The following is a 16,938-nucleotide window of genomic DNA, read 5'->3' on the forward strand; positions in this document are numbered from 1 at the left end:
GTTCTGCTTAATGACTAGTTATAAACAACGGAGAAATTTGCCACGGAGTTTGCAGGACCGGCCGTCACCGATGCAGCCGTTGAAATATACTGCGCGTAGAAATTCAGCGTATTATCGGCGGTGCTGCTTAGCACATAGCTATAGCTGTTACTGCCGTGCAACGGCAGATCCGCTTTATCAGCGGTCATCAAATTAATAGCAACACCCGTTGCCGCTCCGGCGACGGAGGTATCAATAGCAAGCAGATCGGCGTTAGTCAGATCGGGCGTACCGTCAAAACGGACTTTGGCACTGTTGACCGTAACCGGGCAGTTCTTCAGGACGATATCGAATTTCGTTGCCGCAGTGCGGGATCCTGTTGCTGGAAATTCTGTTTTATTGTAATCGCCTAATACCACCACCTGATTTTGAGAAGCAACCGCGACATCGCAGGCAGAATCCAGGATGTTACCGTTAAAATTAACGGTTCCTGCAGCAGCGAGTGCATTGCTCATCATCAAGGCAGAACCTGTCGCAACCATCGCTAAAATAATGTTCTTTTTCATAATCTTCATTTTCCTGTTTACGGGATAACTTTATTTATTATTAAAACGTACGCAGCAGAAAGTTGATAAATAAATCACAGTGGATTCATCTTCTTTTTAATTAACGCTATAAGGTTTTTCTGACTGGCTGATTAAAATTTATATAATCATTTTGGTGAATACAACTTTTTGATGGTCTAGCTGTAGACTCTGATTTAACGTAATTTCAACAATTCTTTCAGGATACGCTTACGTCTTATTTCCTGGTCTATTAGTAGACTTGATCGTCTTTATGTTTTCATTCAAGGGGTTAGATATCAGATGCTCAACGGTCTACTTTTGGACCTTGCCGAAATATTCCCTGACTCCTTCATTTTTAAGATAATTCTCCAGGCAGATCAAAAAACGATCAGACCCGTAGTCGCTGTGAGGTATCTTATGAATACGCGTTTAACCACGCCATTGAATAACCACGAATCAACCGTTCTGGGTTTAAAACCGTTTATCCATATAGATACCCTGATTAAATCAGTGCTACCTGCTGCGGACAGAATGGTCATCTGTCGGGGAGAAACCGTACATTATTATAAAGATGATGTGCGCCAGTGTTTTTTACTTCTCCAGGGAAGCGTGGCGCTTCATCGTCGCGGCGACGGCATTGTTTTAAACTCTGAATCAGCGCCTTTTATTCTTGGCGTCAGCAGTCAATTTTCTTCGGAGCATCTCTATGTCAGGGCCCTGGAGACGGCAGAAATCGCCCGCGTGTCGCTGGAGACGTTTAATCAGATTGTTGCGCAGCAGGATTTATGGGAGCACTTTTCAAAGCTGCTGATTTATACGGCCTCACGGGTGTATGAGCACTGCGCGCAAATATCGCAAATGTCTGCCTACGACATCATTCGCTTCCAGCTTGTTGAACTCATGCAGGAGCCCGATGCCATACGGAAAAATACGACGGCCGCCGCGTACATCAAAAGCAGGACCTATCTTTCACGTAGCGGAATTATGCGTATTCTGGCAGAACTGCGGACCGGGAAGTACATCACCATGGAACGTGGGGTGCTGCTTGACATTCATCATCTGCCGCGAAAATATTGATAGCCAGCGTGCCTGTACCCGGGAGAAGCGCTATAATTAGCCAGGTTATTTTTAAGGTTGTCGGCTGCCATGTCCCTTCCAGAAAAGTCTCAACGGGGTTCTCCCTACGCGCAAGAGCTTATTTCACACCTGTTGCCTGATTGCACAACACGACATAGCGCCCGCGGCGAGCGACTGGACCTGCAAATTAACGGTCAGGGCATGTGCTATTTAATTCTCGAAGGAACCATCGCCATCTACAGAAGAAGCGATGACATGATGCTGTCTACGGCTCGCAGTCCGGCCGTGTTCGGCCTCGCCAACCTGACCGACATCTATTTCAATGATTATATTAAGACCGTCAGCCCTTGTCTGATAGGGACGCTCACCACCGAGCGGGTGAATGAAATTATCAAAGAGAAGGCGCTATGGGGACTGCTTTCTAAGCAGCTCATCTTTGTGTATAGCCGTCTTTATAACAACGTGATGCCGCAGGGCGCGCCGACGGCGTATGAGATGATTCGCCAGCAGCTGGTCAAGCTGATGGAGGAAGATGAGAGTTATCGGCTCAGCGTGACGGCGGAAAGGTATATCAGAGAGAAAACCCAGCTCTCCCGCAGCGGCGTGATGCGCATTCTGGCGGATTTAAAAACCGGCGGATTCATCGAAATGGAAGAAGGCAGGCTCATCAAAATCAATAAACTCCCCGCCCGATACTGAATGTCAGACACAAAAAAGGCCGCATTCGCGGCCCTTTGATTCTCATGTACTCAATGGACGTGAACGCCCAACCGCCAGGCAAAGTAGATCTCTTCTTTCAGCTCATTTGAAGAGAGCGCCAGCAAATCTGTAAATTCCAGCTCAAGCTGTTTCAGCTTTTTCAGGTACTGCGCCGGAGACAGGTTGCTCTTATCGCGACGTAAATATTCAATTGCCAGCTGTGTTGGGGTTATTTCAGTATCCATGATGTCCTCGCTTATGTACAAAACCTGACCAGTATACCACAACGTACTGGCTAGTTTTTGACCAAAGGCAAGACATCTGAAAACTTTACACAACCGCCGTGGTCAGCCGCGACGAGCAGCACAGGCGATCCTGCTCATCGAGGATATCTATTTGCCACACCTGATGGCGGCTTCCGGCGTGCAGCGCGCGGCAAACACCGCGCACGCGTCCGCTGCGCACCGAGCGAATGTGGTTAGCATTCACCTCAAGTCCGACAACCTTCTGCTCCCCTTCGGTGCAGAGATACCCCGCCACCGAGCCCAGCGTTTCGGCCAGCACGACGGACGCTCCGCCGTGCAATAAACCAAACGGCTGGTGGGTGCGGCTATCGACGGGCATGGTGGCCTCAATCTCATCGTCGCCAATGCGGATAAACTGGATATCCAGCAGCCCCACCATATTCCCCTCGCCCATGGCGTTCAGCGCCTGCAGCGTCACGGCACGTTTCCAGATCATCCAATTATCTCCAGTAAAGCCTGCAATGGGTGACGTACACCGTTGCCTTCTACCCGTTTTACCTGGCTGCGGCAGGAGTAACCCGTCGCCAGACAGCGGTTTCGCGGCAAACGCTGCATCGCCTGATGCCAGGATAGCTCATAGATGCCGAGCGAGTTGGCGTGGTTTTTCACTTCGTGTCCGTAGGTACCGGCCATCCCGCAGCAGCCGACGCTGACGCTCTCCAGCTTCGCACCGAAGCGGGCAAAGACAGACGCCCACTGCGCGGGGGCACCCGGCAGCGCGGTCACTTCCGTACAGTGACCGAACAGATACCACGGTTCACCACTGACATCCTGAACAGCCTTATCTTCCAGCGCCATCGGCAGCCACTCGTGCACCAGCATCACGTTGAAGTCGCCGCGCTTATCGCCCAGGGTCTGCTTGTATTCATCGCGATAGCACAGCACCAGCGCCGGATCGACGCCGACCATCGGTATCCCGAGTTGCGCCACGCGATTCAGGAAGTCAGACGTTTTCTGCGCGGTCTTCGCAAAGCGATTCAGGAAACCTTTAATGTGCTGCGCCTTGCCATTCGGGGAGAACGGCAGCACAACCGGCTGGTAACCCACTTTCTCCGCCAGACGGACGAAATCGGCCACAACCTGCGCATCGTAGTAGCTGGTGAACGGATCCTGCACCACCAGCACCACCTTCGTTTTTTGCTCAGGCGTGAGTGCCTCCAGTTGCTCCAGGGTCATGTTCGCCGAGCGATGCCCGACGAGCTGGCGCTGCAGAGACGGCACCGACAGCAGCGGCAGATCGACCATGCCGATATGTTTTTCTGAGAGCTTGCGCACCAGCGGCTGGTTGATAAAGAAGTTGAAGGTCTTCGGCGCGCGCGCCATCAGCGGCGCGTAGCTTTCCACCGTCGCCACCAGATGGTCGCGCACCGGGCGGAGGTAGCGGGTGTGATACAGCTGCAGGAAGCGCGAGCGGAATTCCGGCACATCGATTTTAATCGGGCACTGGGTGGAGCAGGCTTTACAGGCCAGACAGCCGGACATCGCCTCTTTCACCTCATGGGAGAAATCATACTCGCCCTTGTTGGCATGCCAGCTGTTGCGGGTGCGCTCAATCAGCGAACGCAGGCTAGCCCGTTTTTCCGGCAGCTCCTGCTCCAGCCTCAGCGGATCCACCCCGCGGTCGGCCAGCAGACGCAGCCACTCGCGCACCAGCGTCGCCCGCCCTTTTGGCGAGTGGATACGGTTGCTGGTGATTTTCATCGACGGGCACATCGGGCTCTTCACATCAAAGTTGAAGCACAGGCCGTTGCCGTTGCACTCCATCGCGCCGCGCCAGGAGGAGCGCACCGCAATCGGGATCTGCCTGTCGTAGGTGCCGCGCTTGACGGCATCCACCTGCAGCATTGGCGCGTCCACGCCTTCAGGCGGGCAGATTTTACCCGGGTTGAGGCGGTTATGCGGGTCGAAAGCCGCTTTCACCTTGCGCAGCTCCGCGTAGAGCTGTTCGCCGAAGAATGCCGGGCTGTATTCCGCGCGGAACCCTTTCCCGTGCTCTCCCCAGAGCAGACCGCCGTATTTGGCGGTTAAGGCCACCACGTCGTCGGAGATCTGCTTCATCAGGATCTCCTGCTGCGGGTCGCACATATCCAATGCAGGACGCACGTGCAGTACCCCGGCATCGACGTGGCCGAACATGCCATAGCTCAGGCCGTGGCTGTCCAGCAGGGCGCGAAACTCGACGATATAATCCGCCAAATGTTCAGGCGGCACGCAGGTATCTTCGGCAAAGGGAATCGGCTTCGCCGCCCCTTTCGCATTGCCGAGCAGGCCCACGGCTTTTTTACGCATCCCATAGATACGCTCAATCCCGGCCAGATCGTTACAAAGCTGCCAGCCGATCACGCCGCCCTGACCCTGCGCAATCAGCTCGTCCAGACGCTGGCAGAGCGTGGTGACCTGGCGCTCAATCAGCTCCGCATCATCGCCGGCAAACTCCACGATATTGAGACCGAGCATCTCTTTATCCGGCACGTCGGTAATCAGCTCGCTGACGGAGTGCCAGACAATGTCTTCCCTGGCCAGATTAAGCACTTTGGAGTCGACCGTTTCCACCGACAGCGCTTTCGCTTCCACCATAAACGGCGCATTGCGCAGCGCAGAGTCGAAGGAGTCATATTTCACGTTCACCAGACGACGCACCTTCGGCAAGCGGGTGATATCCAGCCGCGCCTCGGTGATAAAAGCCAGCGTCCCTTCGGAACCGGTCAGCACGCGGGTTAAATCAAACTGGGTCAGGTCGTCGTTAAAGACGTGACGCAGGTCGTACCCGGTTAGGAAGCGGTTTAGTTTGGGGAACTTATCGAGGATAAGCTGGCGGTTGTCGCGGCAGCGTTCCAGCACGGTACGATAGATGCGTCCGCTGGCGGTGTTATCTTTACCCAGCGTTTCCGCCAGTTCGACCGGCATCGGCTGGGTATCGAGGATATCGCCGCCCAGCAGAACGGCACGCACGCCCAGCACGTGATCGGAGGTTTTACCGTAGACCAGCGAGCCCTGACCGGAGGCATCCGTGTTGATCATCCCGCCAAGGGTCGCGCGGTTACTGGTGGAAAGCTCCGGGGCGAAAAAGTAGCCGTAAGGCTTGAGATACTGATTAAGCTGATCTTTGATAACGCCCGCTTCGACCCGCACCCACCCCTCTTCCGGGTTGATCTCAATGATGCGGTTCATATAGCGCGACATATCAACAATGATGCCCTGATTCAGCGCCTGACCATTGGTCCCGGTGCCGCCGCCGCGCGGCGTAAAGACCAGTGAAGCAAAGCGCTCCTGCGTCGCCAGCCGGGCGATAAGCGCCACGTCGGCCGTTGAACGAGGGAAAACCACGGCATCGGGAAGAAGCTGGTAAATACTGTTATCGGTCGCCATCGTCAGCCTGTCGGCATAGTTCGTGGCGGTATCACCTGTAAAACCCTGTTGCTCCAGTGCTTGCAAAAAATTAAGCACCAGCTGAACGACGCCAGGTGCCTGAGAAATCTGTGGGATCATGACTGTCGACCCTAATTAGAGTTGTATGAAATCGTTTGCGTGTATCTTAAAAGTTTTATCACATTTTTTTCTTATAATCTCTGCTGAATTACAGGCAAAATCCGCCTGTCAAAAACCGCCGAGATCATCAATGATTAGAGAGACGCGGTTTTCCGTTCCCGCCAGTCGTACTGGCGTTCTTTTAAGGAAAGTTTCATTTATGGTCAATCTTCGCCAGCCCAGGGATGTTGCGCAAATTTTACTGTCGGTGCTGTTTCTGGCCCTCATGATTATTGCGTGTCTGTGGATTGTTCAACCCTTTATTCTCGGCTTCGCCTGGGCCGCGACCGTGGTCGTGGCCACGTGGCCTCTGCTGCTGCGTTTGCAGAAGCTGCTGTTCGGCCGCCGCGGGTTAGCCGTGCTGGTCATGACGCTCCTGCTGTTCCTGCTGTTTATTATTCCGATTGCCCTGCTGGTGAATAGCCTGGTGGATTCCAGTGGCCCGGTTATTCGCGCCATTAGCAGCGGCGACGTGACGCTGCCGGATCTGGCCTGGCTGAACAGCATTCCGGTGGTGGGCGCCAAGCTCTACAGCGGCTGGCATAGCCTGCTGGAGATGGGCGGCAGCGCGCTGATGGCAAAAGTCCGCCCGTACATTGGTACCACGACCACCTGGTTTGTTGGTCAGGCGGCACATATCGGCCGGTTTATGATGCACTGTACCCTGATGCTGCTCTTCAGCGCCCTGCTCTACTGGCGCGGCGAGCAGGTCGCTTTAGGCGTTCGTCACTTTGCCACCCGCCTGGCGGGCAAACGCGGTGATGCTGCGGTACTGCTGGCTGCGCAGGCCGTGCGCGCGGTTGCGCTGGGCGTGGTGGTCACCGCGCTGGTGCAGGCGGTGCTGGGCGGTATCGGTCTGGCGATTTCCGGCGTACCGTACGCCACCGTATTTACCGTTGTTATGCTGATGACCTGTCTTGCGCAACTGGGACCGCTGCTGGTGCTGGTCCCTAGCATTATCTGGCTGTACTGGACGGGTGATACCACGTGGGGAACGGTGCTGCTGGTCTGGAGCTGCGTGGTCGGCACCATGGATAACGTCATTCGTCCGATCCTCATCCGCATGGGTGCTGACCTGCCGCTGATCCTGATCCTCTCCGGGGTCATTGGCGGTCTGATTGCCTTTGGCATGATTGGCCTGTTTATTGGCCCGGTTCTGCTCGCCGTTACCTGGCGCCTGTTCTCCGCCTGGGTGCATGAAATTCCGCCTCCGGGAACAGACCCGGACGTGATTCTGAGCGAACTGGAAGAGCTGGAAGAGAAGAACACGCATTAAGTTTTTTGCCGGGTGGCGCTAACGCTTACCCGGCCTACATTCCCCCTCACAATACTTTAACGCTGCTAAAGTATTTATTCGTTGCACACTGGTCAGACCCGCCGTTTCTGCATTAAACCCGCGATTAACCTCAAGAAATCTTTACGCCTCTTTAACTATTGAGACGAATCTGATCGACGCTAAAGATCACAATGCCTACTATTAGCTCACGGTTATAAATCAACACCTTGATTTATAAGCATGGAAATCCCCTGAGTGAAACAACGAATTGCTGTGTGTAGTCTTTGCCCATCTCCCACGATGGGCTTTTTTTTATCCTGACTACGCGCGTGTCACCTTACAGGTACTGAGCATCCGCCACTCGGCAGGCAGCACGCGGGTTTCCCCGGTTACCCTGACCGTCACCCTCTCGCGGATATCCGCCGACGATGCGCCAACCTGCAGTTCAAACTCGCCCGGCTCAACGATGCGTTTCCCGTCCCGGCGGGTAAAGTTGAACATCTCAACCGGTAGCGTAAAGCTGAGCGTGGCGGTTTCGCCCGGCGAGAGCGTGACGCGCTGGAAGGCTTTCAGCTCCTGGAGCGGCCGAACCTGGGTGGCGACCTTATCCCTGACGTAAACCTGCACCACCTCGCTGCCGCTGCGTTCCCCGGTATTGGTGATATCCACACTCAGCGTCACCTCGCCGTCGACCGCCGCGCTGCTTTCCGCTACGCGGGCAGCCCCCCAGCTAAACGTCGTCCAGCCGAGGCCGAAGCCAAACGGGTAACGCGAACCGAAGTGGAACGCAAACGGCGTGCCGCCGCTTTTGAGCTTGTGATTGTAGTAATACGGCATTGCCCCGGCGCTTTTCGGCACGCTCACCACCAGACGCCCCTGCGGCTCCGCCCGCCCCGTCAGCACGTCCGCAATCGCCCAGCCCCCTTCCTGCCCCGGCGCCCACGCCATTATTAGCGCCGCGACCTTATCTTCCAGCCCCTGAAGGTTGTACGGACGCCCGCCGGTCATCACGACAATCACCGGCTTGCCTGTCGCTACAAGCGCCTCCAGCAGCTGTTGCTGCACGCCCGGCAGATTCAGGGAGTCGGTGTCGGAACCTTCCCCCACGGTGCCGCTCTGGAACAGCCCGGCGAGATCGCCCACGCAGGCGACCACCACATCACTCTCCTGCGCCGCGTTCACGGCCTCGGGGATCAATGCGGTGCTTTGCGAGACCGGCGACTGCTGCATCGGTTTGCTGCCGCTGTCGCCAGGGAAGACCGGCGCGCCCGCCATCCGTTTTTCGATGATGTGACACCCTTTGGCATAGCGGACGTTCGATTCCCCGAGATACTGCTCCAGCGCCGCGCGCGGGGTCATGACCTGCAAGGTCTCTTCCACCATATCGCTGATGATCAGATGCACCGGGAAGCTGTAGCCGCTGAGTAACGCCAGCGGATCGTCTGCCGTCGGCCCCACTACCGCCACGCGGGGTTTGCCGCCTAGCGGTAAAATGCCGTTGTTTTCCAGCAGCGTGACCGATTTTGTCGCCACCTCCCGCGCGGCCTGGCGGGTCAAATCATTTTGCAGATCGATACCGTTTTCATCCGCGTACGGCTTTTCAAACAGCCCCAGGCGGAATTTTTCCGTCAGTACGCGCGCCACGATCTCATCCACTTTGGTCATAGAAATTAGCCCGCGCTCAACGGCGTCCGCCAGATGTCGCGCGCAGTCGTCTTTCGGCAGCTCAACGTCCAGCCCGGCGTTGAACGCCAGCGCGGCGGATTCGGCCGCATCGTGGGAAATCCCGTGATGCTGGTGCAGCAGGCTGACGCCGCCGTAGTCCGCCACAATAATCCCGTCGAATCCCCACTGTTCGCGCAGGACGGTGGTCAGCAGAAAGCTGTCGCTGTGCCCCGGCTGATTGTCGATATCGTGGTAGGCCGGCATCACCGACCCGGCATTGGCCAGCTTCACCGCCATTTCAAACGGCAGCAGGAAGGTGTCGTTCAGTTCGCTAAAGCCCAGATGTACCGGCGCATGGTTGCGCGCCCCTTCGCTGAACGAGTGACCCACGTAGTGCTTGAGCGTCGCCAGCAGATCACGCCTATCGCCCTGCAACCCTTTCACGTAGGCGGTTGCCATCACCCCCACCAGCCAGGGATCTTCCCCGAAGGTCTCTTCGGTCCGCCCCCAGCGCACGTCGCGGGACACGTCCAGCACCGGGGCCAGCCCCTGCTGGCAGCCGACGGACCGTGCCTCTTTACCGATCTGCTCTGCCGCGCGCTGCACCAGTTCCGGATCCCAGGTAGAGCCGTAGTTCAGCGACGACGGGAACAGGGTGGCGTCTTTACACAGCAGCCCCACCAGACACTCTTCATGAAACAACGCCGGGATGCCGAGGCGCGTCTCTTCCATCATCATCCGCTGCAGGCGGTTCGCGGCGCGCACGCCGGTTTTCGCATCAACGATGTGGGTGCCCAGCGGACGGGTGATCTGCCCGACGCCCAGCTTCAGCCGTTCGCTCAGCGCGGCCTGCTCGCTCACGCCGGCGAATTCATCGCTCAGATCGCTGCGCTCGCGGTGGTTGCCGTTTTCATCGAGAATCAGCCAGTACGCATGCATCTGGGCGAATTTCTCTTCCGGGGTCATACGCGCCAGTAAATCGGCGACGCGCTCGTGCACGGGACGTCCCGCGTCCTTATAGATAGAAGTCATATTTTACTCCTGTAGTGCGGAAGGGGTTGCCGGGCTGAGCTGCCCCGCGTCGGGTCTTACCTCACGCTTGCTGGCCAGCTCCCGGGCGATGGAATCCACCAGCCGGCTGTTGAGCTTGTAGATGGCAAGCAGCGCGACCATGCAGAGGAACAGCGCGCACGGGATAAGGGTGAACAGCGCGTTAATCGTAGAGAGTACGTGGGGTGCCTGAGTTGCCTGTCCCGGGGCGTAATCCACCATGCCAAGCACCCAGCCGACCACCGCTCCACCCAGCGCCAGACCGAATTTGATGGCAAACAGCGCGGTAGAGAAGACCAGCCCGTCCAGGCGACGACCGCTGCGGTGCTCTTCGTAGTCGACCACATCGGAAAACATGGTCCACTGCAGCGGCGTGGTCAGGTTTTGCACAAAGCTAAATACGATGTTGAGGCCAAAAATCAGCCACACCTGTGAAGGCGGCAGGAAGAAAATCAGCGCGCCGAAAATGACGAAGGAAATAATGGTCCACTGATAGGCGCGTACGCGATCAAATTTCCCCAGCAGCCGTTCAGATAATAAAGCGCCGCTTAAGGAGGCGACCATTCCGGAAACAATAAAGGCAAAAACCAGATCCGGACGCAACAGCACGTAGTTCACGTAATACATCGTGGCGGAACCGCGCGTCACCACCGCCGTTAACAGCAAAATATTAAACAGGAACACAATACGCCACTGGCTGTTACCGGCCAGCAGTTTTAAATCGGTCAGCATGGAGCCGGAGGTATCATTGCGCGGCGAATAGCGCTCGCGGGTCATCAGGAAACAGCAGAAAAAGAGCACAATGCCCAGCAGCCCCATCAGGCTCATGGCATAGAAATAGCCTTTCTGCACGTTGCCCTGGCCTAACAGTGAAACCAGCGGCAGGGCGATGACCGTCACAATCAACCCGCCGATAAACGACAGGCCAAAGCGCCACGACTGCAGGGAGTGACGCTCGCGCGGGTCTAACGTCAGCGCGCCAGGCATGGCGCAGTAAGGCACGTTAATGGCGGAATAAATCAGGCTTAAGATCGCGTAGGTCAGGCAGGCATAAACGATTTTCGCCGTCGGTCCCACGTCCGGTACATAGAAAGTGATAAGGCAGCTTACGCCAAACGGAATGGCGAACCACAGCAACCAGGGACGGAAACGACCGTGACGCGTCTGGGTGCGATCCACCAGGGCGCCAATGCACGGGTCGACAAACGCATCGACCACGCGCACCACTAAAAACATGGTGCCCATAATCGCGGCGGGCAGCCCAAAAACGTCCGTATAGAAATAGGCGAGAAATAACGTTGCCGTTTGCCAGACCAGCGCGCTGGCCATATCACCTAAGCCATAACCTATTTTATCTTTGGTACGCAATACAGAGGAGAGTGTCATTGTTATTTGCCTTTTTATCAGGTTAAAACGTATTTCAACCAGTTGCGCATCATCTGAAGGGAAATGCGCATGTAAGGCTCAAGTATTAGCAACGGTTTGCGCGCTAACAATTGTCTAAATTGACAGGCAAATTATGATATTTGGTTTTTTACTTTATTTGTGATGGGGAGCAAATAAGAGGGGGAAATAAAAAAGGCGAGGAATAATATCCTCGCCTTTTCGGGTCAACGCGGCGTTACTTGTTCAGTTCCGCCAGGCTCAGCCAGGTTTGCACCACGGTGTCCGGGTTCAGGGACAGGCTATCAATCCCCTCTTCCATCAGCCATGCGGCAAAGTCTTCATGGTCGGATGGACCCTGACCACAAATCCCAACGTATTTACCCTGCTTCTTCGCCGCACGGATGGACATGGAGAGCAGCGCTTTCACCGCCTCGTTACGCTCGTCGAACAGCTCGGAGACCACGCCGGAATCGCGGTCCAGACCCAGCGTCAGCTGCGTCATGTCGTTCGAACCGATAGAGAAGCCGTCGAAGTGCTCCAGGAACTGCTCGGCCAGCAGGGCGTTGGACGGAATTTCACACATCATGATGATCTTCAGCCCGTTCTCGCCGCGCTTCAGCCCCTGACGCGCCAGCTCGTCCACAACCGCTTTCGCCTGATCTACGGTACGTACGAACGGGATCATGATCTCCACGTTGGTCAGCCCCATGTCGTTGCGCACGCGCTTCACCGCCTCACACTCCAGCGCGAAGCAGTCGCGGAAGCTGTCGGACACGTAGCGTCCGGCCCCGCGGAAGCCCAGCATCGGGTTCTCTTCTTCCGGCTCGTAGCGCTCGCCGCCGACCAGGTTGGCGTATTCGTTAGACTTAAAGTCAGACAGACGCACGATCACGCGTTTCGGATAGAAGGCGGCGCCCAGCGTCGCGATCCCTTCGGTCAGACGGCCGACGTAGAACTCTTTCGGCGAGTCGTAGCCTTTCATCATCTCGCGGATTTCGTTCTGCAGCTTCGGATCCTGAGCGTCAAACTCCAGCAGCGCACGCGGGTGAACGCCGATCATACGGTTGATGATAAATTCCAGACGCGCCAGGCCTACGCCTTCGTTCGGCAGGCAGGCGAAGTCAAACGCGCGATCCGGGTTACCGACGTTCATCATGATCTTCAGCGGCAGGTCCGGCATGGTATCTACGCTTGAGCTCTTCACGCTGAAGTCGAGGATATCGGCGTACACGTAGCCGGTATCGCCTTCGGCACAGGAGACGGTCACGTTCTGTCCGTCCTTCATGCGCTCGGTGGCGTCACCGCAGCCGACAACCGCAGGGATACCCAGCTCGCGGGCAATGATCGCCGCGTGACAGGTACGGCCGCCGCGGTTGGTGACGATAGCCGCCGCTTTCTTCATGATCGGTTCCCAGTCCGGGTCGGTCATGTCGGTCACCAGCACGTCGCCTGGCTCAATACGGTTCATCTCGCTGATGTCGTGGATCACTTTGACCGGACCGGCACCGATGCGGTGACCGATGGCACGGCCTTCCGCCACGATTTTGCCCTGGGCGTGCAGCGTATAACGCTCCATTACCTGACCGCGTGAGCGGACGGTTTCCGGACGCGCCTGCACGATAAACAGCTTGCCGGTGTTCCCGTCTTTCGCCCATTCGATATCCATCGGACGGCCGTAGTGTTTTTCAATCTGCACCGCCTGCTTCGCCAGCTCCTGCACTTCGGCGTCGGTCAGGGAGAATCGGTCGCGCTGTTCCTGCGGTACATCTTCAATTTTAACCTGCTTGCCATGCTCCTGGGTCGGGGCATAGATCATGCGGATTTTTTTCGAGCCCATGGTGCGGCGCACCACCGACGGACGGCCAGCGGCCAGCGTAGGCTTGTGGACATAGAATTCGTCAGGGTTTACCGCGCCCTGCACGACCATCTCACCCAGACCCCACGCGGAGGTGATAAACACCACCTGGTCGAAGCCGGATTCGGTATCAATGGAGAACATCACGCCGGATGAGCCCACGTCCGAGCGCACCATGCGCTGCACGCCAGCGGAGAGCGCGACGCCGCGATGGTCGTAGCCCTGGTGCACGCGATAGGAGATGGCGCGGTCGTTGAACAGGGAAGCAAAAACGTGCTTCACCGCCACCAGCACCGCATCGTAACCCTGGACGTTCAGGAAGGTTTCCTGCTGCCCGGCAAACGAGGCGTCCGGCATATCTTCTGCGGTTGCAGAGGAACGCACGGCAAAGGAGGCCTGCGCATCGTCAGCAGAGAGCTGGTTGTACGCGTCGTGAATGGCTTTTTCCAGTTCCGGCTGGAAAGGTGTGTCGATGATCCACTGGCGGATCTGCGCCCCGGCCTTGGCAAGCTCGGTAACGTCATCAATATCCGTTTTATCCAGCAGGTCGTAAATGCGCTGGTTAACACCGCTCTGGTCTAAAAACAGGTTAAAGGCATCGGCGGTGGTGGCAAACCCGTTCGGTACGGAGACACCCATACCCGACAGATTTGTAATCATTTCACCCAGGGAGGCATTTTTGCCCCCAACTCTGTCTACATCATTCATGCCGAGTTGGTTATACCAAAGCACCAGCGGTGACGAGCCATTGTTGGACATCGAAACAATCCTTTTGTGATATTTGATCGGAGTAAGTAACACCTGACTACGTATTTATACTGGCATATTTATTAGCGCTAAAAAAACGGTGAATCGTGTAAGCAATTTAAAATTTCAACTTTTCGGATACTTTCCCACCAGGCATTAACCCGATGATTCCTATATTTTCAGCCAGAAACCCCAAAAATAAAGTCGCTATTTGAAAAATGAAATCCACTTTTCAGGAAAATCAAAAACGCCGTTTCATTTATAATTAAGATAAGTTCTTTGCTGTGTAATTTACTTTTTTAATTTATGCTTTCAGACAATTAGGTCTGATATTCAGGGTGAGTAAAATGGATAGTGCTGTCGATCGCCACGTTTTTTATATTTCTGATGGTACGGCGATCACCGCCGAGGTCCTGGGCCACGCGGTGATGTCGCAGTTTCCCGTTTCGATAAACAGCATCACGCTGCCGTTTGTCGAAAACGAGAGCCGCGCCAAAGCGGTGAAGGACCAGATTGACGCCATCTACCAGCAGACCGGCGTCCGCCCGCTGGTGTTCTACTCGATCGTGATCCCCGAGATTCGCTCCATCATTCTGCAAAGTGAAGGCTTCTGCCAGGATATCGTGCAGGCGCTGGTGGCTCCGCTGCAAAGCGAACTTAAGCTCGATCCGACGCCTATCGCCCACCGCACCCACGGGCTGAACCCCGGCAACCTGACCAAGTACGACGCGCGTATCGCCGCCATTGACTACACCCTTGCACATGATGACGGTATCTCTCTGCGTAATCTCGACCAGGCGCAGGTGATCCTGCTTGGCGTGTCGCGCTGCGGCAAAACCCCGACCAGCCTCTATCTGGCGATGCAGTTTGGCATTCGCGCCGCAAACTACCCGTTTATCGCTGATGACATGGATAACCTGGTGCTGCCTGCCGCCCTTAAGCCGCTGCAGCACAAGCTGTTCGGCCTGACGATCAACCCGGAACGCCTTGCGGCCATCCGCGAAGAGCGCCGCGAGAACAGCCGCTACGCCTCTATGCGCCAGTGCCGTATGGAGGTCTCCGAAGTGGAAGCGCTGTACCGCAAAAACCAGATCCCGTGGCTGAACAGCACCAACTATTCGGTTGAAGAAATTGCCACCAAAATTCTCGACATCATGGGGCTTAATCGCCGCATGTACTAATATGCTAGTACATTAGCTCAGATTCAGGTATCATCATCTGCAACCACGGGGCGGTGTCGCCCCGAACTTGAAATCAGCAGGGATTGGTTTAAGGTGATGCCCATCACTTCCCGGTAGTCTGCCGATGAAGCAAAAATTTTCTGAGACATTCCATGAATAAAACCGATGAACTCCGCACTGCGCGCATTGACAGCCTTGTCACGCCGGCTGAACTGGCCCAGCGGCATCCTGTTTCCGCCGCCGTCGCGGAACACGTGACGGCTTCCCGCCGCCGCATTGAAAAAATCCTGAATGGTGAAGACAAACGTCTTCTGGTGGTGATTGGGCCTTGCTCCATCCACGCTCTGGATGCCGCGATGGATTATGCAAAACGACTTCAGGGACTGCGGGATAAGTACCAGCATCGCCTTGAGATCGTCATGCGCACCTACTTTGAAAAACCGCGCACCGTGGTGGGCTGGAAAGGGCTGATTTCCGATCCTGACCTCAACGGCAGCTATCGCGTGAACCACGGTATCGAGCTGGCGCGGAAGCTGCTTTTACAGGTCAACGAGCTGGGCGTGCCGACGGCGACCGAGTTTCTCGATATGGTGACCGGGCAGTTTATCGCCGATCTGATCAGCTGGGGCGCGATTGGCGCACGCACCACCGAAAGCCAGATCCACCGTGAGATGGCCTCCGCCCTCTCCTGTCCGGTCGGCTTTAAAAACGGGACCGATGGCAACACCCGTATCGCGGTTGATGCCATCCGCGCAGCCCGTGCCAGCCACATGTTCCTGTCGCCGGACAAAAGCGGTCATATGACCATCTACCAGACCAGCGGTAACCCGTACGGGCACATCATTATGCGCGGCGGGAAGAAACCCAATTACCATGCAGAAGATATTGCGGCGGCCTGTGAAACGCTGGCCGAGTTCGACCTGCCGGAACATCTGGTGGTGGATTTCAGCCACGGCAACTGCCAGAAGCAGCATCGCCGCCAGCTGGACGTCTGCGACGAGATCTGCCAGCAGATCCGCAGCGGTTCAACCGCCGTTGCAGGGATTATGGCCGAGAGTTTTATCAAAGAAGGCACGCAGAAAATCGTTGCCGGACAGCAGATGGTGTACGGCCAGTCGATCACCGACCCGTGCCTGAGCTGGGAAGACAGCGAACTGCTGCTGGAGAAACTCGCAGCAGCCGTGGACACACGCTTTTAAAATCCAGTCCTTCTCCCTCTCCCTGTGGGAGAGGGTTGGGGTGAGGGCATCAGACCGCATCTCACCCCAAATTTGATCCCCTCACCCTTTTTTCACAAAAATGCTTGCCGTGAATTTGCAGTTTATTGATAATGATTATCATTGTTACATTGATTGTTATTTATAAACATTATGTCACGTACGGATAACAGCGCGGCAACGCCAGCAAAAACAGACACAGCACCAGCCCCTACCGAGCGTCGGATTGACAGCAAAACCCTGCTCGGCGATGAGGGCCGGGTCATTATCGAGCATGACGGCCAGCGCTATCTGCTGCGCCAGACCCATGCCGGAAAACTGATCCTCACAAAATAAACAACACAAAAAACTTCGCCAGCCACCCAGGTAACCCCCAGGCAGCCAGCGCTTTTCACTTCTTATGGAGA

The 16,938-nt window shown here is 56.0% G+C and carries 13 protein-coding genes and 1 other RNA gene; 7 read left to right on the forward strand and 7 right to left on the reverse strand.

Annotated features, from left to right (window positions below; translation table 11 throughout):
- Positions 1–14: 14 nt before the first annotated feature.
- A complete protein-coding gene (locus tag BM007_RS03490) occupies positions 15–545 on the reverse strand; it encodes a fimbrial protein (RefSeq protein ID WP_024909406.1) in 531 nt (176 codons plus the stop codon).
- A gap of 417 nt (positions 546–962) precedes the next feature.
- Here BM007_RS03490 and BM007_RS03495 point away from each other — a divergent pair, with 417 nt between their 5' ends.
- Positions 963–1,622, forward strand: a complete 660-nt coding sequence (locus BM007_RS03495; protein ID WP_090417276.1) for a winged helix-turn-helix transcriptional regulator — start codon at positions 963–965, stop codon at positions 1,620–1,622.
- Between the two features lie 69 nt (positions 1,623–1,691).
- Positions 1,692–2,321 carry a helix-turn-helix domain-containing protein gene (locus BM007_RS03500; RefSeq protein WP_090417278.1) on the forward strand — a complete coding sequence of 210 codons (630 nt, stop codon included), beginning with the start codon at positions 1,692–1,694 and terminating at the stop codon, positions 2,319–2,321.
- A gap of 50 nt (positions 2,322–2,371) precedes the next feature.
- Here BM007_RS03500 and BM007_RS03505 read toward each other — a convergent pair whose 3' ends face one another.
- The 3 genes from BM007_RS03505 to BM007_RS03515 all read right to left on the reverse strand — a co-directional run bounded on the left by BM007_RS03505 (position 2,372) and on the right by BM007_RS03515 (position 6,115).
- Positions 2,372–2,566: a YdiH family protein gene (locus BM007_RS03505; protein ID WP_003857766.1), complete on the reverse strand. Its 195-nt coding sequence runs from the start codon at positions 2,564–2,566 to the stop codon at positions 2,372–2,374.
- Between the two features lie 85 nt (positions 2,567–2,651).
- Positions 2,652–3,062 (reverse strand): 1,4-dihydroxy-2-naphthoyl-CoA hydrolase, encoded by a 411-nt coding sequence (gene menI / locus BM007_RS03510; protein ID WP_023311321.1) that lies wholly within the window; start codon positions 3,060–3,062, stop codon positions 2,652–2,654.
- Positions 3,059–6,115, reverse strand: a complete 3,057-nt coding sequence (locus BM007_RS03515; protein ID WP_090417282.1) for a D-2-hydroxyglutarate dehydrogenase YdiJ — start codon at positions 6,113–6,115, stop codon at positions 3,059–3,061. The genes menI and BM007_RS03515 overlap by 4 nt, the downstream gene beginning before the upstream one ends.
- 199 nt (positions 6,116–6,314) lie before the next feature.
- Between BM007_RS03515 and ydiK the strand changes: the two genes are divergently transcribed.
- Together ydiK and rprA are read left to right on the forward strand one after the other, a co-directional pair.
- Positions 6,315–7,430 (forward strand): AI-2E family transporter YdiK, encoded by a 1,116-nt coding sequence (ydiK, locus tag BM007_RS03520; protein WP_090417284.1) that lies wholly within the window; start codon positions 6,315–6,317, stop codon positions 7,428–7,430.
- Positions 7,431–7,638: 208 nt separating this feature from the next.
- An RNA gene (rprA, locus tag BM007_RS03525) (antisense sRNA RprA) lies at positions 7,639–7,746 on the forward strand.
- 5 nt (positions 7,747–7,751) lie between these two features.
- On the opposite strand, the gene BM007_RS03530 is transcribed toward rprA, so the two are convergent.
- The 3 genes from BM007_RS03530 to ppsA all read right to left on the reverse strand — a co-directional run bounded on the left by BM007_RS03530 (position 7,752) and on the right by ppsA (position 14,145).
- Positions 7,752–10,127 (reverse strand): glycoside hydrolase family 3 N-terminal domain-containing protein, encoded by a 2,376-nt coding sequence (locus BM007_RS03530; protein ID WP_090417286.1) that lies wholly within the window; start codon positions 10,125–10,127, stop codon positions 7,752–7,754.
- Between the two features lie 3 nt (positions 10,128–10,130).
- Entirely contained in the window at positions 10,131–11,531 is a 1,401-nt protein-coding gene (locus tag BM007_RS03535) for an MFS transporter (protein ID WP_024909412.1), read from the reverse strand.
- A 235-nt stretch (positions 11,532–11,766) separates the two neighbouring features.
- Positions 11,767–14,145, reverse strand: coding sequence for a phosphoenolpyruvate synthase (gene ppsA / locus BM007_RS03540; RefSeq protein WP_090417288.1), 2,379 nt, complete (start codon positions 14,143–14,145; stop codon positions 11,767–11,769).
- Positions 14,146–14,480: 335 nt separating this feature from the next.
- On the opposite strand from ppsA, the gene BM007_RS03545 reads away from it, so the two are divergent.
- From BM007_RS03545 to hemP, 3 genes are all read left to right on the forward strand, one after another.
- Positions 14,481–15,314, forward strand: a complete 834-nt coding sequence (locus tag BM007_RS03545; protein WP_023311315.1) for a posphoenolpyruvate synthetase regulatory kinase/phosphorylase PpsR — start codon at positions 14,481–14,483, stop codon at positions 15,312–15,314.
- Positions 15,315–15,466: 152 nt separating this feature from the next.
- Positions 15,467–16,513: a 3-deoxy-7-phosphoheptulonate synthase AroH gene (gene aroH, locus BM007_RS03550; protein ID WP_061715443.1), complete on the forward strand. Its 1,047-nt coding sequence runs from the start codon at positions 15,467–15,469 to the stop codon at positions 16,511–16,513.
- Positions 16,514–16,684: 171 nt separating this feature from the next.
- Positions 16,685–16,867: a hemin uptake protein HemP gene (gene hemP / locus BM007_RS03555; protein ID WP_024909414.1), complete on the forward strand. Its 183-nt coding sequence runs from the start codon at positions 16,685–16,687 to the stop codon at positions 16,865–16,867.
- Positions 16,868–16,938 lie beyond the last annotated feature (71 nt).

Source organism: Enterobacter sp. NFIX59, from assembly GCF_900113755.1.
GTDB lineage: Bacteria > Pseudomonadota > Gammaproteobacteria > Enterobacterales > Enterobacteriaceae > Enterobacter > Enterobacter pseudoroggenkampii.